The sequence below is a fragment of the Occultella gossypii genome, from assembly GCF_019947135.1.
Lineage (GTDB): Bacteria > Actinomycetota > Actinomycetes > Actinomycetales > Beutenbergiaceae > Occultella > Occultella gossypii.
The window spans coordinates 141,239-162,488 of record NZ_JAGSHT010000002.1 but is presented as its reverse complement, the minus strand read 5'-3'; the positions used below and the strand labels follow the sequence as shown (position 1 = coordinate 162,488).

Here is a 21,250-nt window from a genome sequence, read left to right as displayed (position 1 = left end):
ATGGACGGGCTCAGGCGAAGTTGATCTCGATCAGGTGCGGAACGTACACCGACGAGTCGATGAACGTCATGTACGTGACCCGCCCGCCGTCGCGGGCGAACTCGGGGTGCTCCTTGCCTGCGTTGAACAGTGAGTCCGGCCGGGTCGGCTCCGGGCGGAACACCACCTGCGGCTCGCTCCACGGGCCGGTGATCTCCGGGGCCGTGCGGATGACGAGCTGGTTCTCCCGCCGGTACGTGGTCAGCGAGATGAACGCACCCAGGTACTCGTTCCAGGACGAGGACATCTCGTTCGGCACGTCCGAGAACAGGCATGCGGTCGGCGTGAAGGTCGGCGCCCACCGGGGCTGCACGTCCGGCCGTGCCCGGGTAGGCGCCTCGACCAGGTAGGAGTACGCGGAGATGTCCTCGATGTCCTGCGGCCGGACCCTGGCCAGGTACATGTCCCCGGCGGACTTCTCCTCGGGCTGGATCGAGCCCCAGAGGTAGAGGTGGTCGCCGTGCTGCTGCACCCACACTCCGAAACCGGGCTCACCGCCCTTCCACCACTCGTAGCTGCCGTCAGGTGCGGGCATCCGCTCGAAGTAGTGGTCCGGGCCCGCTTTGGCCACGCCCATGCCATCGAGGACGAAGGTCTCGAAGACGTCGACCTCCGGGTCCATGGTGATCCGGTGGTAGTAGAGGTAGAGCTGTTCGCCGACCTGGGCGCCGTGGATCGCCCACAGCCGCTGCCGCGCCTTGTGCTCCGGCGGGATGAACCGGATCAGCTGGCGTGCCCTGGTGCCGTCCGGCTCGGTCAGGTACCGGAACTCCTGGACCCCGCTCGAGATGTCCTGCAGCGGCACGATCGCCCCGGTGTTGGACAGCACCTCGGTGAGCTCGAAACCCCGGATGGAGTCGAACGGCCCCTCGATGGTGTCCCCGAAGATCCAGAAGGTCGTGCCGTCGGAGAGTTCCACCGAGCTCACGGCGTCCTGCCCGGTGATGTCGACATCGTTCTTCAGGAACTGGACGCCGAGGTCCCGCACCGACGCCACCAGCGGACTGTCCTGCAACACCATCGTCGCCTCCTGCTCCACTAGGTGCGCCCTCGCGCACCGTGATCAACACTAGCCAGCGACAGCGGGCCGACGGCTCGAATACCAGTCCGAGGCCACCTCGAACCCTGCCCCGGTCAACTCTTCGGACAGCCCGGTCCTTGGCGCCGCGGGAACCACGGCAAGGACGGCACCCCACTCGGCCGCGGCGCTCGCCACGGTGCTCGCAGCGGTGCCCTCGTCCACCCGGTGGGCCAGGAACACCGGACCACCCGGGTCGTAGACGGGTGGTGCCGGGCCGAGGATCCCGCTGAACCCGTTCCCGTCACGCGGACCGGTCCGAGGATCGTCCGTGCCGGGCCGGAGTTCCTTCACCCACCACTGCTCGACCAGTCGCAGGCCGACCTCGCGCAGCAACCCGCTCTTGGGGAGGTCCCGCTGCGCGGTCACGACGAGGACCTCCGCGGCCCCGCGAGCGTGCAGCTGGGCGAGGGCCGCTTCCAGGAGAGCCCGGCCGTGCGTCGGCCACAGCGCGGGCGCGGCCACGGCGAAATCGTCGACCCCACCCTCTGCTCCCCGGACCTGCCCGACCAGAAATCCGGCATCGGTGCGCAGGGCGACCGCATCCCCTCCGATCTGACCGGCCAGGAACGCGGCATGCCCGGGCACGGGATCGGCCGCCGGACGCCAGAACACCGGCGAGTACCTCGCGTACGCCCGGCGGCGGGCCTCCATCAGCGCGGCGGCCCATCCGGCATCGGCGGGTGTCATCGCCACGACCTTCGGGGGCATCGGCGATGACCCGCTAGGAGTCGAGCTGTCCCGGCCTGCCGTAGGCCTCCAGAAGCCGCAGCCAGACCTCGCTCATGGTCGGGTAGGACGGGACCGCGTGCCAGAGCCGGTGCAGCGGCACCTCCCCCACCACGGCAACGGTCGCCGAGTGGAGCAGTTCCGCCACGTCCTGACCGACGAACGTGGCGCCGACCAGCACCTCGCGCTCGGTGTCGACGACGATCCGGGCCGTGCCGGTGTACCCGTCGGCCTGGAGTGAGCCCCCGGCGGTCTGCCCGATCTCGTAGTCGAGGACCCGGGTCGGCAGGCCGGCCCGCTGCGCCGCGGCCGCGGTGAGCCCGATGGAGGCCACCTCCGGGTCGGCGAACGTCACCTGCGGGACGCTGCGGTGATCGGCCGTGGCCACGTGGGTGCCCCAGGCCGCGTCGTCGACCGCCCGGCCGCGGGCGCGCGCCGCGATCACATCGCCGGCGGCCCGGGCCTGGTACTTGCCCTGGTGAGTGAGTAGGGCCCGGTGGTTCGCGTCCCCGACGGCGTACAGCCAGTCGATCGGCGCGCCGTCGCCGCCGAGGACCCGCAACGTCTCGTCGGTGGGCAGCCAGGAGCCGTCGTCGAGCCCGACGGCGTCCAACCCCAGGTCGTCCGTGCGCGGTTCGCGGCCGGTCGCCACGAGCACCTCGTCCGCGGTGAGCGTGCTGCCGTCGGTCAGCACGAGCGTCACCTCGCCGCCCGCCTCGGGGCGGGTGACCTCATCGACGCTCACACCGAGGCGCACGTCGACCCCGGCCTCGCGCAGGCCGGCGCCGACCAACTCACCGGCGAACGGTTCCTCCTTGGCGAGCAGGCCGCTACGCACCAGGAGCGTGACCGATGCGCCGAGGTCCGCGTACGCGGTGGCCATCTCGACGGCCACCACGCCGCCGCCGATGATGGCCAGCCGGCCGGGGATCTCCGTCGCGGACGTGGCCTCCCGCGAGGTCCACGGGCACGCGGCCCGCAGGCCGGGCGTATCGGGGACCGCGGCCCGCGAGCCCGTGCAGACCGCGACGGCGTGCCGGGCCCGCAACCTGCGCACGACCGTCTCACCCGCGTCGTCGTCCTCCACCGACGAGGTGGTCACCTCGACGGTCCGCTCACCGGCGAGGCGCCCACGACCGCGGAGCAGATCGATGCCGGCCGACGCCACCCAGTCGACCTGCCCGGAGTCATCCCAGTCGCTGGTGAACGAGGTGCGCCGTGCGAGCACCGCACCGACCTCCAGTGGCCCGGTGACGGACTCCCGGGCGCCGGCGACCCGCTGGGCCGCCCGGCGGGCCGCCCCGCTGCGCAACAGCGCCTTCGACGGCATGCAGGCCCAGTAGGAGCAGTCGCCCCCGACGAGTTCGTTCTCCACGAGCAACACGCTCAGTCCGCCCTGGACGGCGCGGTCTGCGACGTTCTCCCCGACGGCACCGCCGCCGATGACGATCAGGTCGTACTCCGGCTCGATCCGGTCCTGCGTGGCACCCTGCTCGGACATGTGTGTATCCCCTCGGCGGATCGACGTCGGGGGCCGCGGTGGACACCTGGCGACCCGGTTCGCACCCTAGCCCGCACCAGGTCCGCCGGATAGGTTGACCCGGTCCGCGCAGCCGCCCGATGCGCCGGTGTCGGCGCGTCCCGTTACGCTCGGGCCCATGCCAGCGACACTTCGCCGACCCTCGCCGATGCCATGATCGAGTTCCGCGGTGTCGGGAAACGCTTCGCGGACGGGACGGACGCCGTCATCGACTTCAGCCTGGTGATGCCCTCGCACCAGGTCACGGTGCTCGTGGGGTCATCCGGATCGGGCAAGACGACGATCCTGCGGATGATCAACCGGATGGTGGACGCCACCGAGGGCGAGGTGGAGATCGACGGTGAGAACGTCGCCACCCTGGAGCCGGTCCAGCTGCGGCGGCGGATCGGCTACGTCATGCAGAGCGCCGGTCTGCTGCCGCACCGACGGGTGCTCGACAACATCACCACCGTGCCGCGCCTGAACGGCATGGGCCGTGCCACGGCCGATGAGCTCGGCCTGTCCCTGATGGACACCGTCGGGCTGGACCGGTCCCTGGCGCGGCGCTACCCGCACCAGCTCTCCGGTGGCCAGCAGCAGCGCGTCGGCGTGGCTCGCGGGCTCGCCGTGGACCCGAACATCCTGCTCATGGATGAGCCGTTCGGAGCCGTGGACCCCATCGTGCGCGCGGACCTGCAGGCCGAGCTGATGCGGCTGCAGCGGGACATCGGCAAGACGGTGGTGTTCGTGACCCACGACATCGACGAGGCGTTCCTGCTCGGCGACCAGGTCGTGATCCTGGCCACCGGTGGGGTGATAGCGCAGAAGGGCACCCCTGCCGAGATCCTCGCCAACCCGGCCAGTGACTTCGTGGCCGACTTCATCGGCGCCGACCGTGGCCGGCGCTCGCTACGGATCGTCGAACAGGCCGGGCGACGCATCGTGGTCGACGGCGACGGGCGGGCCGCCGGGGTGCTCACCGACGATTCGGCGGCCCGGTGAACTGGGTCGCTGCCAACCTCGACCTCATCGTCGAACTGACGCTGACGCACGCCCGGCTCAGCCTCCTGCCGATCCTGATCGGGTTCGTCATCGCCGTCCCGCTCGGCGCGTTCGCATGGCGGTTCCGTTGGGCGCGGGGTCTGACCCTGACCGTGGTCGGCCTGCTCTACACGATCCCTTCCCTGGCGCTGTTCGTGCTCCTCCCACCGATCATCGGGATCAGCTTCCTGAGCGAGCTGAACGTGACGATCGCGCTCAGCATCTACGCGGTCGCCCTGATGACCCGGTCCGCGACGGAGGCCCTGGAGTCCGTGGACCCGGACGTGCGCGGGGCCGCGGCCGCGATGGGCTACTCCGGGTGGGGCCGGTTCTGGGCGGTCGACCTGCCGCTCGCCGGGCCGGTGCTGCTCGCGGGCCTGCGGGTGGTCTCGGTGAGCACGGTCAGCCTCGTCACGGTCGGCGTCCTGGTCGGTAGCCGCAACCTCGGCTACCTGTTCCTGAACGGCCTGCAGCGGGGCATCGTCGCCGAGATCGCCACCGGGATCGTCATGACCGTCGTGATCGCCGTGGTCTTCGATCTGCTCCTCGCCCTCGCCGGACGCCTCGTGATGCCGTGGACCCGTGGCGCCGACGGCGGCCGGACCCGACGGGCCGCCCGGCGCATCGCCCTCACGGAGGGTCCGGCATGAACCTGTTCCAGGACGCACTGGCCTGGCTCACCGACCCTGAGCGCAGCGCCGGTCCGAACCCCCTGGTGGACCGGATCGGCGAACACCTCTGGTACACCCTGCTCGCCCTCGTGGTCTCCGCGCTCATCGCCATCCCGTTGGGCTACCTGATCGGGCACACCGGGCGCGGGCGGCAGTTGGCCGTCCTGGGCTCCGGGGCCGCGCGGGCACTGCCCTCCCTCGGACTGCTCACGATCTTCACGCTCCTCGTCGGCGTCGGGAACGCCCAGGTCGCCGCGATCGCCGTCTTCGTGATCCTCGGGGTGCCCTCGATCCTCGCCGGTGCCTACGCGGGCGTGGAGGCCGTGGACCGCACCGTCGTGGACGCGGCGCGTGCGATGGGAATGACCGAGACCCAGATCCTGTTCAGGGTTGAGGCGCCACTGGGTCTGCCGCTGCTGCTCGGCGGTCTGCGCAGTGCCGCGCTGCAGATCATCGCCACGGCGGTCCTCGCGGCCTACGTGGGCCTTGGCGGTCTGGGTATCTACATCCAACGGGGAATCTCATTACGGACCTACGACGAGATGCTGGGCGGGGCGATCCTGATCGTCCTGCTGGCGCTGGCCGTGGACGCCCTGTTCGCCATCGGCGAACGGGTCGCGCGGCGGGCCATCGGCTCCGGCCCGACCCGCTCCAGGCCTCGCCCCGACCGACCCGAACCACTCACCACCGACCAGCAGTCAACACTGGAGGAGATCCGATGAGCATCCGAACCGTCCGGAAGGGGCGCCTGGCCACAGGTGCATTCGCCGTCGGCGCCGTCCTCGCCCTGGCCGCATGTGGCTCGGGCGACCCACTCGCTCCGGAGGACTCCGGCTCGGAGACCGGCGGCGGGAGCGCCTCCGGCCCGATCGTGGTCGGCTCGCAGGCCTACTACTCGAACGAGATCATCGCCGAGATCTACGCCCAGGCCCTCGAGGCGGACGGGTTCGAGGTGGAGCGGCAGTTCCAGATCGGCCAGCGCGACGTCTACATGGCGGCCATGGAGGACGGTTCGGTGCAGTTGATCCCGGAGTACTCCGGCAACCTGCTGCAGTTCTACGACGCCGAGACCGAGGCCCGCAGCACCGAGGACGTCGCCTCCGCGCTGCCGGACGCCCTGCCTGAATCGCTCGCCGTGCTCGACCCGGCCGACGCCCAGGACGCAGACTCCTACAACGTCACCGCGGCGTTCTCCGAGGAGAACGGCATCACCTCCCTCGCCGATCTCGCCGGCTACGACGGCACCATCACGGTCGGCGGCAACGCCGAGCTCGAGTCGCGCCCGTACGGTCCCCCGGGACTGAGCGAGTTCTACGGCGTCGAGGTGGAGTTCCTCGCCATCGGGGACAGCGGTGGCCCGCTCACCAAGGACGCGATCCGCGACGGCACCATCACGATGGGCGACATCTACACCGCCGACCCGGACCTCGCCACCGGCGACTTCGTCACCCTCGAGGACCCGGAGAGCATGATCCTGGCGCAGAACGTGACGCCGGTGGTCGCGACCGATCTGGCCGAGGAGGTGACACCGACCCTCGACGCGGTGAACGCCCTGCTGACCACCGAGGCGCTCATCGCCCTCAACGCGAGCAGCGTCAACGACGAGCAGGACTCGGCGACCATCGCGACCGCGTGGTTGACCGACAACGGACTGCTCTGAGCCGATGAGCGTCAGCACGGACATCCTGGCCGACGGCTTCTCCCGCGTACAGGGTCTGGTCCACGGCGTCCTCGCGGGCCTCGATGAATCGGTACTGACCGCTCGCCTGGACCCGGCGGCGAACACGATCGCCTGGCTGGTCTGGCACCTGACCCGGGTGCAGGACGACCACATCGCCGACGCCGCCGGCTCGGACCAGGTGTGGACCTCGGCCGGTTGGGCGGACAGATTCGACCTGCCCCTGCCGGCCGAGGACACCGGCTACGGGCACACCGCCGAGCAGGTGGGCCTGGTCCGCCCCGCCGTGCAGGACCTGCGGGGCTACCACGACGCCGTCCACGACCGCACCCTCGGATACGTGGCCGGACTCACCGAGGACGAGCTCACCGCCGTCATCGACACGAGCTGGGACCCGCCGGTCACCCTCGCGGTGCGGTTGGTCAGCGTGATCGGCGACGACCTCCAGCACGCCGGTCAGGCCGCCCTCATCAAGGGAGTCCTCCGCCGTACCGGCACCGCCGGCCAGCGGTCCTGAGTCCCGGCAGAGCCGGTGGCCCGGGTCCTTCGACCCGGGCCGCCGGCTGCGCCTGTGGCTCAGCGGACGGTGGCGAAGAACGCCCGGATGTCCCCCACGAGCTCGTCCGGGGCCTCCATCGCCGGGAAGTGGCCTCCGACCTCGAACTCGGTCCACCGACTCACGTTCCCGGTGTCGATGAGCGAGCGCACCGAGGTGTCCCCGGCGAACACGGCCACCGCCATCGGCACGCTGGGGCTGGCCCAGGACTCACCGTGAGCCTCCACCTCGGGGCGCTGATCGTCCTCGAGCCCCGGCGGGCTCCACGCGAGCTCGCCGTTCATCGACTCGTAGACGAAGTTCGCCGAGCCGGCCCCGCCCTGGAAGAACCAGGTGAGGGCGACGTTCGCGAGGAGCTGGTCGCGGTCCACGGCCTCCTCGGGCAGGTGCTTCGCGGGGTCGGTCCACGCCTGGAACTTCTCCACGATCCAGGACAACTGCGCGACGGGTGAGTCGGTGAGCGCGACCGCGATCGTGGACGGCTGGTTGCTCTGCAGCAAGAGGTACCCGGACCGGTGCTCGCCGAAGTCCGCCTCCGCCTTCAGACGCTCCTGCTCCCGCTCCGTGAACTCCTGACCCGGCGTGGGCTTCGCGAAATTCGTCGGTCCATTCATGTGGATGCCGACGACCGCCTCCGGCGCCACCCCGGCGAGCATCCCGGCCACGCCGGCGCCGATGTCCCCACCCTGGGTGCCGTACCGCTCGTAACCCAGCCGCCGCATGAGCTCGGCGTAGGCATCGACGGTCCGCGGCAGCCCCCAGCCCGTGGTCGCCACCTCGGGCGAGAGACCGAACCCCGGCAGGCTCGGGACGACCAGGTGGAACGCCTGGCCCGGGTCACCACCATGGGCCCGCGGATCCGTCAGCGGCCCGATGACCTTCTCGAACTCGGCGACCGTGCTCGGCCAACCGTGGCTGACCAGCAGCGGCAGTGCGTCCGGTTCGGGCGAGCGCACATGCAGGAAGTGGATCGCCTGACCGTCGATCTCGGTGGTGTAGTTCGCGAACGCGTTCAACCGCGCTTCCTGCGCACGCCAGTCGAAACCGGTGCGCCAGTACTCGGCGAGCTCGCGCAGGTAGCCGACCGGGGTGCCGCGCTCCCAGCCGACGCCGGGCAGCGCGACCGGCCACCTGGTCCGGGCGAGCCGCACGTGCAGGTCGTCCAACTCGGCCTGTGGGATGTCGATGGAAAAGGGCCTGATCTGTGTGTTCATCTCCATACCGACGACGGTACGGACAGATGCGGCAGAATAGGTTCCGCATCTTCTGCGACCATCGAGGAATGATCTCGACGTCGGCCCGGCTGCTCCGGCTACTGTCCCTGCTGCACGCCCATCGCACCTGGTCCTCCAAGGACCTGTCGGAGCGGCTCGGTGTGAGCACCCGCACGGTGCGCGCCGACATCGAGGCACTGCGCGAACTCGGGTACCCGGTCGGAGCGGTGCCCGGCCCCGGCGGCGGGTATCGGCTCGTGGCCGGCACGAAGCTGCCGCCGCTGCTGCTCGATGACGAGGAGGCCGTCGCCGTCGCCGTCGGGCTGCGCTCGGCGGCGACCGGTGCCGTCGGCGGGATCGAGGAGACCTCATTGCAGGCACTCGCCAAGCTCGAGCAGGTCCTGCCCGGCCGGCTGCGGCACCGCGTCGCCACGTTCGCCGAGGCCGTGGTGCCGATCCCGACGGCGGAGCCCACCGTCGCCGTCGACGTGCTGACCGCGATCGCGTCGGCCGCGCGCGAGCACCAGCGCCTCCGGTTCGACTACACCGACCACCGGGGCGCGATCACGCGGCGCGACGTCGAGCCGCTCCGGCTCGTGCATACCGCCAGCCGGTGGTACCTGGTCGCGTGGGACATCGAACGGCACGACTGGCGCACGTTCCGCGCCGACCGGCTCGAGCCGAAGATCCCGGTCGGCCCTCGCTTCGCCCCCCGCGAACCGCCTGCGACGGATCTCGCGGCGTACGTCAGTGAGCGCACCGGGACCGCGGTCTGGGGCGTCCAGGCACGCATCCTGCTGCACGCCCCCGCGGCCACGGTGGCGGAGCGGATCAATCCGACGATGGGATCGCTGACACCGATCGACGACGAGCACTGTGAGTTCCGCACCGGCGGCTCGAGCCTGGCGGTGCTCGCGAGCTACCTCGGTCTGCTCGGCGTGGACTTCGAGGTCATCACGCCGGCGGCGCTCGTCGAGCATGTGCGCGCGCTCGGCGCGCGGTACCAGCGAGCGGCGGACGCCGCGGGGTGAGCCCGCAGCAGGTGACACATCAGGGCTCGGTGGGCTCCGCCGTCGCCTTCCTGATACCGATCCAGGAGAACGCCGCCCCGATCCCCATCAGCACGGCGCTGACCACGAGGCCGCGGTAGAACCCGGCGAGGTCGAGCGCGCCGCCGACGATCACGCCGATCATCGCCACCGCGACCAGCCCGGCGACGCGGGCGATCGCGTTGTTCACGGCCGAGGCGATGCCGGCCCGCTCCGCTGCCACGGCGCCGAGCACCGCGGACGTCAGCGGGGCCACGGTGACGCTCAGGCCCAGCCCGAACACGATCACGCCGGGCAGCATCTGGGTCCAGTAGTTCAGCGGCTCGGTGACGCTCAACATCATCAGGAACCCGGCGCCGGCAAGCAGTGGTCCGACCGTCATGAACAGCCGCGGCCCGAACCGTCCGGCCAGCCGCCCGAACGTCGAGGAGAGGCCGATCATCAGGATCGTCGTCGGGATCGTGGCGAGCCCGGCGAGGGTGGCGCCGAAGCCGGCCTCCTGCTGCAGGTAGACGACGATCACGAACCCGGACAGGCTCAGCGCCGCGTAGATGAACGTCGTCGCGAGATTGCCCCAGGCGAAGTTGCGCGCCCGGAACAGCCCGAGCGGCAGGATCGGCTGGGCCGTGGTCGCCTGCCGGCGCAGGAAGAGGGCCAGGGAGACGACGCCGACGGCCAGCGGCGCCCAGATCGCCGGGTGTGACCAACCCAGATTCCCGTGTTCGATGAGCGCGAACACGGTGCCGCCCAGGCCCAGCACGGCCAGCACCGCACCCGGATAGTCGATCGTGGCACCGGGGCGGCGGACGTCACGCTGCTCGAGCCGCCCGAGCAGGTACAGGCAGACCGCGATCGGCAGCACGTTCACCAGGAACGCCGCGCGCCAGGAGAGCAGATCGATGAACCCACCGCCGACCAGCGGACCGGCGAGCTGGGCCACCGAGGTCCAGCCCGTCCACGACCCGATCGCGCGCGCCTGCGCGGCGCCCGAGAAGTTGGACATGATGAGGGCCAGCGAGCTCGGCACCAGGAGGGCTCCGGCGACACCCTGGAGCGCGCGCAGCACCACGATGAACTCGACCGTGGGTGCGGCGGCGATCAGGGCCGACGTGACGCCGAACCCGATCAGGCCGACCCGCAGCACCACCAGGCGCCCGTACACGTCGGAGAGGGAGCCGGCGATCAGGATCAGCGCCCCGAGCGTGATCAGGTACGCGTCGACGATCCACTGCTGTGAGCTCAGGCCGCCGCCCAGCTCCTCGCGGATCGCGGGCAGCGCGACGGTCGCGAGCGTACCGTCCAGGAACGAGACGAATGATCCGAGCACGGCGACGGCAAGCACCAGGCGCTGTTCCCGCGTCACGTCGGCAGCCTAGCGCGCGGTCGGTAGGCTCAGAGCCGGGTTCGGCGCCGTGGCGGTGGGCCCTGAGACCACCTAGGCGATCGTCGGCATCGGGGGCCACACGTGAGCGACAGTACGGCCGGAGCGGCACACCTCGGCGGATTCCCGGGCACGCCACCACAGAGCGCGCCGCAGCAGTTCGACCACTGGGCGGACGGGATCCGTATCTCGGTGCGAGCCGCTCCTGAGCTCGCCTACCAGGCCAACTCGTTCCTGGCGCATTTCGGGGCGTACGGCGCCACCCTGCGCGATCTCGCGGGATTCCCGATCCATGTCGGCTTCAGCCCATACGTCATCCAGGAGATCGGCGCCGGGGCGTTCACGCTCCTGGGTGCGGACTACCGGCGGAACCCGCTGGCCGACACCACGCCCGACCTGACCATCCCGCTGTGGATCCACGGGATCCAGCAACGGTTCCGCGATGCGACCGGCGCGGAGACCGACCCGGTCACGCCTGCGTCCGTGGTGCGCTGTCAGCGCGGCATCCTGGACGCGATCATCGCCGGCGCCGCGCCGCCGCTCTACCTCGAGCGGATCACCCGTGCGACGAAGCGCGAGGACGGAACCCTGCTGACCGGGTGGATGCTCGCGAACGCTGGTCCGGCGACCGTTGAGCAGGCGGAAATGGTGGATGTGCCGGCCGCTGCACTGGTCTCGTTCGCGCCGTACCTGGCCGCGCCCCTGATGCTCCCCGTCGACCACTTCGTGATGTTCAGCGGCGGGTTGGTCGCCGGGGCCTGGCACATCCCACCGGAGGGCCGCGAACGGCTGCGGAACGACCCGACGCTGCAGGGTAGGAGCATGCTCGAGGGACTGCGCCTCGTCGGGCGTCCGCTGTTCGGCGGTGGCACCGTGGCCCAGGACGTCCCCGCCCAAGCCGCCGCCGCCGCCCAAGCCACCGCGGTCCAAGCCACCGCTGCCCAAGCCACCGCTGCCCAGGACGACCCGCCACCCCCGGACACCCCGACCACTCCGATGCGCGAGAAGTTCACCGTCACCCTGTTCGGGCAGTCGTTCGCCGGCGAGACCGATCCGCAGTTCCGCAAGGAGGCCGAGGAGATCGTCGGCTTCATCGGCAACCTGCACGCCGGGTCCATCAAGGACCTCGGCACGTTCTGGGGCGGCTTCTGGTGGCATTCGATGCACGCGGTCGACGGCGGCTACCGGGTGAGCCAGACCAACATCAACGCCGAGCGCGACTCCGCCAACCAGTGGGACCTGACCCCGGCGGCGCGGCTACGACACGAACAGAGCGCGATCTACCGGTTCCTCAAGGACGCGGCGTGGAGTCCGGTCAACTTCAACAAGACCGTCCGCGTCGCGGCCGGCACCGACCTGACCGCCCCAGAGATCGCTATGACCCGGATCCAGCCCGACGGCGACTTCGGCGGCTGGGTCGTCGGCTCGCCCGCAGCGACCGACCTCGAGGTCCTGCGCGGGCGTGACCTGCACCGGCGGAACCGCAACCTGGCCAAGTTCTTCGTGCTGCCGGTCGGCTACTCGGTCGTCGCCAGCGGTACCAAGATCGGACGGCTCGTGGACCCCTCGGGCACGGTGCGCTGGACGAAGAAGTGAGCCTCAGGGCAGGGCGTGGCCGGCGGCGGTGAACAGCCGGTACCACTCCTCCCGGGTCAGCGGGATCTCCGAGCCCGCCGCGGCGTCCGCCACCCGCTCGGGGTTGGTGGTGCCGAGCACGACCTGCATGTTCGCGGGGTGGCGGGTGATCCAGGCCACGGCGATCGCTGCCGCGGGCACCCGGTAGGCGTCCGCCAGGTCGTCGATCTCGTCGTTGAGGGGGCCGTAGTGCTCCCGGTCGCCGAGGAAGACCCCCGAGTCGAACCCGCTCTGGAACGGCGACCATGCCTGCAGGGTCATCCTGCTCAGCCGAGCGTGATCGAGGATCCCGCTGCCGCGGTCGATCGACTGGTCCAGGTGTGCCACGTTCGCCGACAGTCCGCTCGCGATCAGCGGCGCGTGCACGAGACTCAGCTGGACCTGGTTCACCGCCAGCGGCTGGCGCACCGAGCGGCGCAGCACCTCGATCTGGCCGGGCGTGTGGTTGGAGACCCCGAAGTTGCGGACCTTCCCGCTGGACTGGAGCTCGTCGAAGGCCTCGGCGACCTCGTCCGGTTCCATCAGCGTGTCCGGTCGGTGCAGCAGCAACAGGTCCAGGTACTCGGTGCGCAGGGCGAGCAGCGACTCCTCGACCGAGCGCACGATGTGGGCCCTGCTGAAGTCGTAGAAGCCGTGCCGGATCCCGACCTTCGACTGGATGATCACGGATTCGCGCTCGGACGGGCTGAGGCTGATCGCATCCCCGAACCGTTGCTCGCAGGCGTGCCGCTGGCCCCCGTAGATGTCCGCGTGGTCGAAGGTGTTCACGCCGCTCTCGCGTGCCACCGCCACGAGGTGGCGGATCTCGTCGTCACGCAGTCGCTCGATGCGCATCAGGCCGAGCACCACGTTGGAGGAGTGCAGGTCGGTGCCGTGGATGGGAAGGGTCAACATGGGTCCATCTTGGCGGTTACTCGACCAGCTTGCCCTCCTGGCTCACGTCACCGATGAGTTCGGCGACCTCCGCCGACACCGGTGGGACCGGTTCGGCGACCACGCCGGCCCCCGGGGACCAGATCAGGTTGACCTGCAGTTCCGGGTCCTGGTCCGGGTAGTCGCTGCGGTTGTGGCACCCGCGGGACTCCCGGCGCTCCAACGCCGCCGCCAGGGTCGCCCGAGCCGCCAGCGCGGAGGCCTTGAGGTCGAACGCGTGGGCGAGATCGGCGTAACCGGCGATGTCGGGGTGGATGCCGACGTCATCGATCCGCGCCTCGATCGCGTCGAGCTCGGCCAGGCCGGCGCGTAGGCCCTCCTCGTTGCGGACCACGCCGGCGTGCTCGGTCATCGTGTTCCGGATCGCCCGCTGCAGGGCACGCACGTTCTCCGAGCCCCCGGCGGCCAACAGGTCGTCGATCTCGGACCGGGCCTTGGCGACGGCGTCCGCGGACCGGTGCTGCACCTCGAGTCCGGCCGCGTACGCGGCGGCCGCCTGCCCGACGATCCGCCCGAACACGAGCAGTTCGATCAAGGAGTTCCCGCCGAGCCGGTTCGCGCCGTGCAGCCCACTGGAGGCCTCGCCGATCGCATAGAGCCCGTCGACGTCGGTGCCGTGATCGTCCGGACGCACCCATACCCCGCCCATCGAGTAGTGCGCGGTGGGTGCGATCTCGATCGGGCTCGTCGTGATGTCGAGCATCTGCAGTTCCAACAGGGTCTGATACACCCGTGGCAGCCGGGTCATGATCGTCTCGCGCGGAAGATGGGACACGTCGAGCCACACCCCGCCGTTCGCGGTGCCACGGCCCTCACTGATCTCGGTGTAGGCAGCCAGCGCAACCCGGTCGCGGGTGGACAGCTCCATCCGCTCGGGGTCGTAGCGGGACATGAAGCGCTCACCGAGACCGTTGCGAAGGATCCCGCCCTCCCCACGGGCCGCCTCGGAGACGAGGGTGCCGGCCGCATTCTGCGGTTCGAGGATGCCGGAGGGGTGGAACTGCACGAGCTCGGGATCCCGGAGCCGGCCGCCGGCCTCGACGGCGAGCCGGAACGAGTCGCCGGTGTTCTCGTCCCGACGGGAGGACGTGCGGCGCCAGATCCGGGTGTGCCCGCCGGCTGCGAGGATGACGGCGTCGGCGTGGATGAGGTAGCGGGTGCCGTCCTCGAGGTCGAACCCGTAGGCGCCGAAGACCACGTTGTCCCGGACCAGGATCCGCGTGATGTACACCCCGTCGAGGATCGGGACGTCGAGCTGCTCGGCCCGGCGGACCAGGGTGCGCTGGATCTCCAGCCCGGTGTAGTCGCCGGCGAACGCGGTCCGGCGGTAGGTGTGCGCGCCGAAGTACCGCTGCGAGATCCGGCCGTCCTCCTCGCGGGCGAACGCCATGCCGTAACGCTCCAGGTCCGCGATCCCCTGGCCGGCGCCCTTGGTGACGATCTCCACCGTGTGCGGATTCGCCAGGTAGTAGCTCTCCTTGATGGTGTCGGCCGCATGCTGGCGCCAGTTGTCCTGGGGGTCCATGGTGCCGAGGGCGGCGTTGATGCCGCCGGCGGCGAGCGCGGTGTGGGCGTCCAGCCGGGGTCGCTTGCCGACTGCGAGCACGGCGACACCGGACTCGGCGAGCTCGATGGCGGCCCGGAGTCCGGAGCCACCCGTGCCGATGACGAGGACGGTGGTGGAGAGGCGGCGTTCGGGTGCGGGCATGGATGGGTCCTTCGGGTCGGAGGGTAGGTACCTGTCACTCCTATGACCACGCTACGTCCGTGGTCGTGACACCCCTGGGCCCAAGGTCCCTGGACACCTGCGACTCCGGCGCGAGAGGGTACCCGGGTGGCGCGCACCGACCGGACCGGCCTCTGGCCCATCATCCACGCCGAACGAGCCGCACTCGCGGCCGACCTCGCCGACCTGGACGAGGCGGACTGGCGGACCCCCTCCCTGTGCGTGGGCCTGACCGTGCGGGAGGTCCTGGCCCACCTGACCGCGGGCGCCAGCCTGAACGGCATCCGGTGGTTCGCCGGAGTGGTCAGATGCCGGTTCGACTTCGACAAGCAGGTACGGATCCGACTGGACGAGCAGCTCGGGTCGTCCGGGGCGGACACGCTGGCGCGCTTCGACGCCGTCCGCGGCGGCACCACTACTCCCCCGCTGCCGCGCCCGGCGATCCTCGGCGAGACGATCGTGCATGGCAGCGACATCCGCCGACCACTCGGCCTGGTTCGGACGTTCCCCACCGACACGCTCGTCACGCTGGCCCGGTACTACGCCGGCACGGACCAGGTAGTCGTGGCGAAGGGCCGGATCGGCGGACTGCACCTGCGGGCCGACGACTCCGACTTCGAGGCGGGCTCCGGTGCACCCGTGGTCGGATCGACCCTCGCCCTGATCATGGCGATGACCGGACGCGCGGACTACTGCGCGGACCTGACCGGCGAAGGCGCCGAGGTGCTCGCCGAGCGCGCCGTGATGTCCTGACCCCGGCCGGCGGCACACTGACCGTGACCGAGCCGCCGGTGCCCCACCCTCACCCGAGATCCTTCTCGGCCAGCTCGCGGAAGTCGTCCGGCACACCCGCGCCCCGACCCAGTGTGGCCGGCAGGTAGCCGACCGCGTTCTTGCCGAACCGCGCCCGGGCGGCGTCCATCGAGGCGTCGAGTGCCCACCGGGCCGAGCCGATCGCCGAGCCCGGCCGCCATGGGTCCTCGGTGCCGAGCGGCAGTTCGAGCTGCACGCCGTGCTGAGGTCCGAGGTTGGAGACCGAGATCGCGAGCAGGCTCACCTCGGGCACGGGCACCCCCTGGTCACCGAGTGCCTGCCAGACGAGGCGCTCCGCGACCTCGGTGATCGTGAGCGTCGAGGAGACGGGCGCGCCCAGGGTGCTCGAGCGGGTCACCGTCCGCATACCTGCGAACCGCACCCGCACGGTGATGGTGCGCCCGGCCCGGTCCTTCGCGCGCATCCGCCCACCGACCCGCTCCGCCAGGTGACCGAGCACGGATCGGACGAGCTCCGCCGTCGGCTCCGTCCGTCCGATCGCGGACTGTGCGCCGACCGACCGGGCCCGCTGCCCCGCGGACACGCGCCTGGGGTCGGTGTTATGCGCGAGGGCGTGCAGCCGCTCGCCGGCGGCGGGGCCGAGCAACGAGCGCAGCATCGCGGGGGTGGCCTGCCCGAGCTCGCCGATGGTGTGGATGCCACGATCGGCGAGGTGCTGCTGGGTCACCGGACCCACGCCCCACATCAGGGCGACCGGGAGCGGTTCGAGGAACTCCCGCTCCCGCTCCGGCTCCACCACCACCAGCCCGTCCGGCTTGGCCACCTGGGAGGCAACCTTCGCCAGATGCTTGGTGCGGGCGGCCCCGACCGAGATCGCGAGCCCGACCTCGGCCCGCACCCGGGCGCGCAGCCGGGCGCCGATCACGCCGGGCGGTCCGAACAGGTGCACGGAACCGGACACGTCCAGGAATGCCTCGTCGATGGAGATCCGCTGCACCGCGGGGGTCATGTCCCCGAGGATGTCCATCACCTGGTCCGCCAACGGCTGGTACCTCGAGAAGTTCCCGCGCACGAACACCAGCTCCGGGCACAGCCGGGCGGCCCGCCAGCCCGGCATCCCGCCCTGCACGCCGAATGCCTTCGCCTCGTACGAGGCCGCGAGCACGACGCCCCCGTGCGCACTGCCGCCGACGGCGATCGGCCGGCCCCGCAGCGCAGGGTCCAGCAATTGCTCGACCGACGCGTAGAACGCGTCCAGGTCGGCATGCAGGATGGTCGGTCCGACGAACACGGACCCGAGTCTAATCGCACATCTGTTCGACGTCGAGAGGTCCGCGACGGGCCGACCGCGATCGCAATCACGGCCCACCGATCCGGAACTAGTCATTGACAAGTTACCGTCGTGCCACCTAATCTAGACAGTGACAAGTTCGCGCGGATGAACCGCTGCGACGACCCTCAGGACCGGGAGTGGACAGATGGAACCGGTGATTGTGTTGGTAGGGGTGACGGGTCTGCTCCTGGCCCTAGGGCGGGTCGGGGTCCGACCGCTGCGGACCCCGGCCATCGCTCTTCGAGGCGGTCTGGCGGCCATGTTCCTGCTCACCGGCGGTTCGCACTTCATCGGCATGCGGCCCGAGATGATCGCGATGGTGCCCGACTGGGTGCCCGCTCCCGAGCTGGTCGTGACCCTGACCGGTCTCGCCGAGATCGCCGGGGCGATCGGACTGCTCTGGTCGCGCACGGTGGCTGCGGCGGCCACCTGCCTGACGCTGCTGCTCGTCGTTATGTTCCCCGCGAACGTGCACCTCGCCCTCTCGGGCGACCCGCTGCCCTGGTGGGACGAGCTGCTCCCGCGCACCTTCCTGCAACTGGTGTTCCTGGCGGCCACCGCGACCGTCGCCGTCGATGCCTGGCGCCGACTCCGGCGGGGCCCGGGGCGCCGGGACGAGGACGTGCGCGAGTCGGACGCGGCGCGCAGCGGCGCCCGCTAGGTTCAGCCCGCGGTGACGGCCCAGGTGCCGACGTCCACCAGCGTGACGCTCTCGAGCTCGGCGGAGTCCGCGGTCAGCAGTGCCACGCAGTCGACGAGGGGCTCGTCGTTGGTGAAGCCGGCGTTCGCGGAGCCGTCCACGGTGCAGTCGTAGTCGCCGATCACCTGCAACGGTTGCGCATCGGCGCCGTTGGAGACCTCGCCGGACCACTGGTCGGGTGCGAGCGATGGCATCAGGTCACGGTCGACGTCCTGGATCGTGCCCTCCGTGAGACCCATGGTGACCGTCAGGAACCACGGGGTCCGGCCGGCCAGTGACGACGCGTCGACACCCATGGTGCTCAGGTCCTCGACGGTGCCCGCGCGGACGTCCGTCACCGTCACGGCGAGCGTCGCCGACTCCCCGGCGCTCACCTCGACCGACGTCCCGACGGCGAGGTCGTCACCGCCGCCGCTCGCCGCCGAGCAGGCGGACGTCAGCAGGAGGAGGGCCGCGGTGGCGGCCACGACAGACAGGAAGCGGCGCATCGGCACAGACTAGCGGCGGGTTCCGGCCCTGCGAGGTGACCCCGGGCACGCCGGCTGAGCCGCCGGGCTATTGCTGCGAGGCGATGGTCCGTCCGCCGTCGACGACCAGGTTCTGCCCGGTGATGAACGAGGCGTCCGACGAGGCCAGGAACGCGACCGCGGAGGCCACCTCGTCAACGGCGCCCAGTCGCGCCATCGGGGTCAGGGCACAGACCTCCTCGCGAAAGCCCGCGTCCCGGCGCGCCCACAGCGGCGTCTCGATCGCGCCCGGCAGGATCGCGTTGACCCGCACCGTGGTGCCGTTGTCGACGGCGAGCTGACGGACCAGGGCCCCGATGGCGCCCTTGGCCGCGGCGTAGGCGGGGAAGTCCCGGAAGCCGAGCACGCCGTGGATCGAGGAGGTCACCACGATCGCCGAGCCGCTCCCCCGCTTCAGCACCGGCAACGTCGCCCGCGCCCCGTAGAACACCGAGTCGAGGCTGAGATGGAGCTGGGCCGACCAACTGTCGTCGGACAGTTCCTCCAACCGCGCCGGCTCGTTCCGGCCGGCATTGAGGATCACGACGTCGAGCCGGGACCACCGCTCCTCGATCTCGGCGACCACCGCCGCCCAGTCCGCCGTCGCGGTGGCATCCAGGCGCCACCCGACCGCCGAACCGCCGGCATGTTCGATCTCCGCCGCGACGGTGGCCGCGGCGACGGCGTCGATGTCCGTGACGACGACTGTGGCACCCTCGGCCCCGAGGCGCAGGGCCACGCCGCGGCCGATGCCGGAACCGCCGGCGGAGACCAGGGCGACCCGGTCGTCGAACCTCCTGCTCACGCCCGCTCCTTCCGTCCGTTCGATCCGGCGCTCACCGCAACCCCGCGCGTGCCATCGAGGCCAGGAAGCGTCGCTGGAAGATCAGGAAGAACACCAGGATCGGGATCACCGAGGATACCGAGCCGGCCATGGACAACGCCGCGGAGATCGTCCCGCTGTCGGAGATGAACGTGGTCAGGCCGAGCGGCACGGTGTAGTTGGCGTTGCTGGAGATCATCACGAGCGGTGTCTCGTAGTCGTTCCACGCGGAGTCGAAGACGAGGATCGCGAACGCCGTGATGATCGGCACCGCCATCGGGACGTAGATCCGGAGGAAGATGACGAACTCGTTCGCACCGTCGATCCTTGCGGCCTCGCCCAGTTCCGCGGGCGCCGACGCGAAGTGCTGCCGGAGCAGGAAGATCCCGAACACCGACGACAGCGCCGGCAGGATCAGCGCCCACAGTGAGTCGTACAGGCCGAGTTCACGGAAGAACATGAACCGGGGCACCAGCAGCAGCTGACCGGGCACGATGGAGGACGCGAGGAAGACCAGGAACAGCGGGTTACGGCCACGGAACCGGAGCCGGCCGAACGCGTAGCCCGCGAGCGAGCACAGGATCACCTCGCCGATGATCCGGAGGATCACGACGAACCCGGAGTTCAGGAAGTAGTGGACCATCGAGTGCGGGCCGGTCCAGATCTTGACGTAGTTGGTCCACTGGAACTCCTCGGGGATCCAGGTGATCGGCAGCGCGAAGACGTCGATGTCGCGCTTGAGCGAGGACGACAACATCCACAGGAATGGCGCCAGGAACAGCAGGGCGAGCGCCCACATGACCACGCCGCGCAGCAGCCACCGCCCCCGTTCCTTGCGTCGCCGTCGCCGGAAGCCCGCCGACGCGTCGGTCGCGGCCGGTCGCGAGAGGGTCATCTCAGCCATTGCCATCCTCATCTCCGTACAGCGAGCGGCCCTTCTGATAGCGCCAGAGCAGCAAGGTCATGACGAGCACCCCGAGCATGCTCAGCACGCCCATCGCGGCGGCATACCCGAACCGGTAGTACATGAAGCCGTTCTGGTACATGTAGTACGAGAGCACCGTGGTGGAATCCCCCGGTCCGCCACTGGTCATGTAGGCGATGAGCCCGAACGTCTGGGACCGGCCGATCAGCTGAGTGATCGTCAGGAACATCGTCATCGGGAGCAGCGCGGGCCACGTGATCGTGACGAACTGCCGGATGGCACCGGCACCGTCCAGGCGGGCCGCCTCGTAGAGATCCTGTGGCATCTCCTGCAGGGCCGCCACGTAGATGACCGAGATGTAGCCGCTCCCACCCCAGATCGCCATGATGATCAGCGCTGCCAGCGCCGAGTCGGGCGAGGCGATCCACTGGGGCGGTTCGCTCCAGCCGAGCAGACGCAGGCCTTGGTTGACCAGCCCGGAAGACGGGTTGAGCAGCAGCAGCCAGACCGATCCGACCGCGATCACGTTGACGACCGCGGGCATGAAGAAGATCACCCGGAGCGCACCACGGCCCGGGATCGGGCGGTTCAGAGCCAATGCGATGACGAGGCCGAGGGCGACGGTCAGCGGCACACTGAGCCCGGCGTAGATCACGGTACGGCCGGCCGCGGCCCAGAACTTCGGGTCCGTCAGCGCGGTCGTGAAGTTGTCCAGGCCCACCCACCGGATCCCATCGAGCCCGGAGATCACGTCCCACTGGGTGAACGAGACGAGCAGGCCCCCGAGCAGCGGAACCAGGAGGAACGTGACCATCCCCAACAGCGCCGGCGCGACGAAGAGCCACGGCACCCACCACTTCATCCCGTAGACGAGGCGCCGACGCTTGATCGGTGGTGCCCCACCGACGATCGGCCGCTCCATGGTCGTTGTCACGTCATA

The 21,250-nt window shown here is 70.6% G+C and carries 21 protein-coding genes; 9 read left to right on the top strand and 12 right to left on the bottom strand.

What is annotated here, in order from left to right:
- Positions 1 to 10: 10 nt before the first annotated feature.
- Genes KCQ71_RS01840 through KCQ71_RS01830 form a run of 3 tightly spaced genes read right to left on the bottom strand, consistent with a single transcriptional unit; the run spans position 11 to position 3,347 of the window.
- On the bottom strand, positions 11 to 1,060 hold the full coding sequence (locus KCQ71_RS01840) for a DUF5005 domain-containing protein (protein ID WP_223402221.1): 1,050 nt from the start codon (positions 1,058 to 1,060) through the stop codon (positions 11 to 13).
- 48 nt (positions 1,061 to 1,108) lie between these two features.
- Positions 1,109 to 1,807: a hypothetical protein gene (locus tag KCQ71_RS01835; RefSeq protein WP_223402218.1), complete on the bottom strand. Its 699-nt coding sequence runs from the start codon at positions 1,805 to 1,807 to the stop codon at positions 1,109 to 1,111.
- Between the two features lie 34 nt (positions 1,808 to 1,841).
- On the bottom strand, positions 1,842 to 3,347 hold the full coding sequence (locus KCQ71_RS01830) for a dihydrolipoyl dehydrogenase family protein (protein ID WP_223402216.1): 1,506 nt from the start codon (positions 3,345 to 3,347) through the stop codon (positions 1,842 to 1,844).
- A 192-nt stretch (positions 3,348 to 3,539) separates the two neighbouring features.
- Between KCQ71_RS01830 and KCQ71_RS01825 the strand changes: the two genes are divergently transcribed.
- From KCQ71_RS01825 to KCQ71_RS01805, 5 genes are read left to right on the top strand one after another with little or no spacing between them, the layout of a single operon-like run.
- The gene (locus KCQ71_RS01825) at positions 3,540 to 4,367 is read left to right on the top strand and encodes an ABC transporter ATP-binding protein (protein ID WP_223402214.1); all 828 of its coding nucleotides are present in this window, start codon (positions 3,540 to 3,542) and stop codon (positions 4,365 to 4,367) included.
- Positions 4,364 to 5,056: an ABC transporter permease gene (locus KCQ71_RS01820; protein WP_223402212.1), complete on the top strand. Its 693-nt coding sequence runs from the start codon at positions 4,364 to 4,366 to the stop codon at positions 5,054 to 5,056. The genes KCQ71_RS01825 and KCQ71_RS01820 overlap by 4 nt, the downstream gene beginning before the upstream one ends.
- Positions 5,053 to 5,799 (top strand): ABC transporter permease, encoded by a 747-nt coding sequence (locus tag KCQ71_RS01815; protein WP_223402210.1) that lies wholly within the window; start codon positions 5,053 to 5,055, stop codon positions 5,797 to 5,799. Before KCQ71_RS01820 ends, KCQ71_RS01815 begins: the two co-directional genes overlap by 4 nt.
- Positions 5,796 to 6,737, top strand: a complete 942-nt coding sequence (locus KCQ71_RS01810; protein ID WP_223402208.1) for an ABC transporter substrate-binding protein — start codon at positions 5,796 to 5,798, stop codon at positions 6,735 to 6,737. Before KCQ71_RS01815 ends, KCQ71_RS01810 begins: the two co-directional genes overlap by 4 nt.
- A gap of 4 nt (positions 6,738 to 6,741) precedes the next feature.
- The gene (locus tag KCQ71_RS01805; RefSeq protein ID WP_223402206.1) at positions 6,742 to 7,272 is read left to right on the top strand and encodes a mycothiol transferase; all 531 of its coding nucleotides are present in this window, start codon (positions 6,742 to 6,744) and stop codon (positions 7,270 to 7,272) included.
- 59 nt (positions 7,273 to 7,331) lie between these two features.
- Here the strand turns inward: KCQ71_RS01805 and KCQ71_RS01800 are convergent, their stop codons facing one another.
- Positions 7,332 to 8,531: an epoxide hydrolase family protein gene (locus KCQ71_RS01800; protein ID WP_223402204.1), complete on the bottom strand. Its 1,200-nt coding sequence runs from the start codon at positions 8,529 to 8,531 to the stop codon at positions 7,332 to 7,334.
- Positions 8,532 to 8,593: 62 nt separating this feature from the next.
- On the opposite strand from KCQ71_RS01800, the gene KCQ71_RS01795 reads away from it, so the two are divergent.
- On the top strand, positions 8,594 to 9,556 hold the full coding sequence (locus KCQ71_RS01795) for a helix-turn-helix transcriptional regulator (protein WP_223402202.1): 963 nt from the start codon (positions 8,594 to 8,596) through the stop codon (positions 9,554 to 9,556).
- Positions 9,557 to 9,575: 19 nt separating this feature from the next.
- On the opposite strand, the gene KCQ71_RS01790 is transcribed toward KCQ71_RS01795, so the two are convergent.
- Positions 9,576 to 10,937, bottom strand: a complete 1,362-nt coding sequence (locus KCQ71_RS01790; RefSeq protein ID WP_223402200.1) for an MFS transporter — start codon at positions 10,935 to 10,937, stop codon at positions 9,576 to 9,578.
- Positions 10,938 to 11,039: 102 nt separating this feature from the next.
- On the opposite strand from KCQ71_RS01790, the gene KCQ71_RS01785 reads away from it, so the two are divergent.
- Positions 11,040 to 12,551, top strand: a complete 1,512-nt coding sequence (locus KCQ71_RS01785) for an immunity protein Imm33 domain-containing protein (RefSeq protein WP_223402198.1) — start codon at positions 11,040 to 11,042, stop codon at positions 12,549 to 12,551.
- Positions 12,552 to 12,554: 3 nt separating this feature from the next.
- On the opposite strand, the gene KCQ71_RS01780 is transcribed toward KCQ71_RS01785, so the two are convergent.
- Entirely contained in the window at positions 12,555 to 13,484 is a 930-nt protein-coding gene (locus KCQ71_RS01780; protein ID WP_223402196.1) for an aldo/keto reductase, read from the bottom strand.
- 16 nt (positions 13,485 to 13,500) lie between these two features.
- Entirely contained in the window at positions 13,501 to 15,231 is a 1,731-nt protein-coding gene (locus tag KCQ71_RS01775) for an L-aspartate oxidase (protein WP_223402194.1), read from the bottom strand.
- A gap of 126 nt (positions 15,232 to 15,357) precedes the next feature.
- On the opposite strand from KCQ71_RS01775, the gene KCQ71_RS01770 reads away from it, so the two are divergent.
- Positions 15,358 to 16,002: a maleylpyruvate isomerase family mycothiol-dependent enzyme gene (locus KCQ71_RS01770; protein ID WP_223402192.1), complete on the top strand. Its 645-nt coding sequence runs from the start codon at positions 15,358 to 15,360 to the stop codon at positions 16,000 to 16,002.
- Between the two features lie 49 nt (positions 16,003 to 16,051).
- Here KCQ71_RS01770 and dinB read toward each other — a convergent pair whose 3' ends face one another.
- On the bottom strand, positions 16,052 to 17,314 hold the full coding sequence (gene dinB, locus KCQ71_RS01765; protein WP_223402190.1) for a DNA polymerase IV: 1,263 nt from the start codon (positions 17,312 to 17,314) through the stop codon (positions 16,052 to 16,054).
- 187 nt (positions 17,315 to 17,501) lie between these two features.
- On the opposite strand from dinB, the gene KCQ71_RS01760 reads away from it, so the two are divergent.
- The gene (locus tag KCQ71_RS01760) at positions 17,502 to 18,017 is read left to right on the top strand and encodes a DoxX family protein (protein WP_223402183.1); all 516 of its coding nucleotides are present in this window, start codon (positions 17,502 to 17,504) and stop codon (positions 18,015 to 18,017) included.
- Positions 18,018 to 18,019: 2 nt separating this feature from the next.
- Here KCQ71_RS01760 and KCQ71_RS01755 read toward each other — a convergent pair whose 3' ends face one another.
- The 4 genes from KCQ71_RS01755 to KCQ71_RS01740 all read right to left on the bottom strand — a co-directional run bounded on the left by KCQ71_RS01755 (position 18,020) and on the right by KCQ71_RS01740 (position 21,244).
- Positions 18,020 to 18,544 carry a hypothetical protein gene (locus KCQ71_RS01755; protein ID WP_223402181.1) on the bottom strand — a complete coding sequence of 175 codons (525 nt, stop codon included), beginning with the start codon at positions 18,542 to 18,544 and terminating at the stop codon, positions 18,020 to 18,022.
- A 67-nt stretch (positions 18,545 to 18,611) separates the two neighbouring features.
- A complete protein-coding gene (locus KCQ71_RS01750; protein ID WP_223402179.1) occupies positions 18,612 to 19,367 on the bottom strand; it encodes an SDR family NAD(P)-dependent oxidoreductase in 756 nt (251 codons plus the stop codon).
- 31 nt (positions 19,368 to 19,398) lie between these two features.
- A complete protein-coding gene (locus KCQ71_RS01745; protein WP_223402177.1) occupies positions 19,399 to 20,289 on the bottom strand; it encodes a carbohydrate ABC transporter permease in 891 nt (296 codons plus the stop codon).
- Positions 20,282 to 21,244 (bottom strand): carbohydrate ABC transporter permease, encoded by a 963-nt coding sequence (locus tag KCQ71_RS01740; RefSeq protein ID WP_223402175.1) that lies wholly within the window; start codon positions 21,242 to 21,244, stop codon positions 20,282 to 20,284. The genes KCQ71_RS01745 and KCQ71_RS01740 overlap by 8 nt, the downstream gene beginning before the upstream one ends.
- Positions 21,245 to 21,250: the final 6 nt, after the last annotated feature.

Excerpts from the sequence above, each read along its gene's own strand:
- KCQ71_RS01840 (WP_223402221.1), bottom strand. The coding sequence starts at position 1,060 with ATGGTGTTGCAGGACAGTCCGCTGGTGGCGTCGGTGCGGGACCTCGGC.
- KCQ71_RS01835 (WP_223402218.1), bottom strand. The coding sequence starts at position 1,807 with ATGACACCCGCCGATGCCGGATGGGCCGCCGCGCTGATGGAGGCCCGC.
- KCQ71_RS01830 (WP_223402216.1), bottom strand. The coding sequence starts at position 3,347 with ATGTCCGAGCAGGGTGCCACGCAGGACCGGATCGAGCCGGAGTACGAC.
- KCQ71_RS01825 (WP_223402214.1), top strand. The coding sequence starts at position 3,540 with ATGATCGAGTTCCGCGGTGTCGGGAAACGCTTCGCGGACGGGACGGAC.
- KCQ71_RS01815 (WP_223402210.1), top strand. The coding sequence starts at position 5,053 with ATGAACCTGTTCCAGGACGCACTGGCCTGGCTCACCGACCCTGAGCGC.
- KCQ71_RS01810 (WP_223402208.1), top strand. The coding sequence starts at position 5,796 with ATGAGCATCCGAACCGTCCGGAAGGGGCGCCTGGCCACAGGTGCATTC.
- KCQ71_RS01805 (WP_223402206.1), top strand. The coding sequence starts at position 6,742 with ATGAGCGTCAGCACGGACATCCTGGCCGACGGCTTCTCCCGCGTACAG.
- KCQ71_RS01800 (WP_223402204.1), bottom strand. The coding sequence starts at position 8,531 with ATGGAGATGAACACACAGATCAGGCCCTTTTCCATCGACATCCCACAG.
- KCQ71_RS01795 (WP_223402202.1), top strand. The coding sequence starts at position 8,594 with ATGATCTCGACGTCGGCCCGGCTGCTCCGGCTACTGTCCCTGCTGCAC.
- KCQ71_RS01780 (WP_223402196.1), bottom strand. The coding sequence starts at position 13,484 with ATGTTGACCCTTCCCATCCACGGCACCGACCTGCACTCCTCCAACGTG.
- KCQ71_RS01775 (WP_223402194.1), bottom strand. The coding sequence starts at position 15,231 with ATGCCCGCACCCGAACGCCGCCTCTCCACCACCGTCCTCGTCATCGGC.
- KCQ71_RS01760 (WP_223402183.1), top strand. The coding sequence starts at position 17,502 with ATGGAACCGGTGATTGTGTTGGTAGGGGTGACGGGTCTGCTCCTGGCC.
- KCQ71_RS01755 (WP_223402181.1), bottom strand. The coding sequence starts at position 18,544 with ATGCGCCGCTTCCTGTCTGTCGTGGCCGCCACCGCGGCCCTCCTCCTG.
- KCQ71_RS01745 (WP_223402177.1), bottom strand. The coding sequence starts at position 20,289 with ATGGCTGAGATGACCCTCTCGCGACCGGCCGCGACCGACGCGTCGGCG.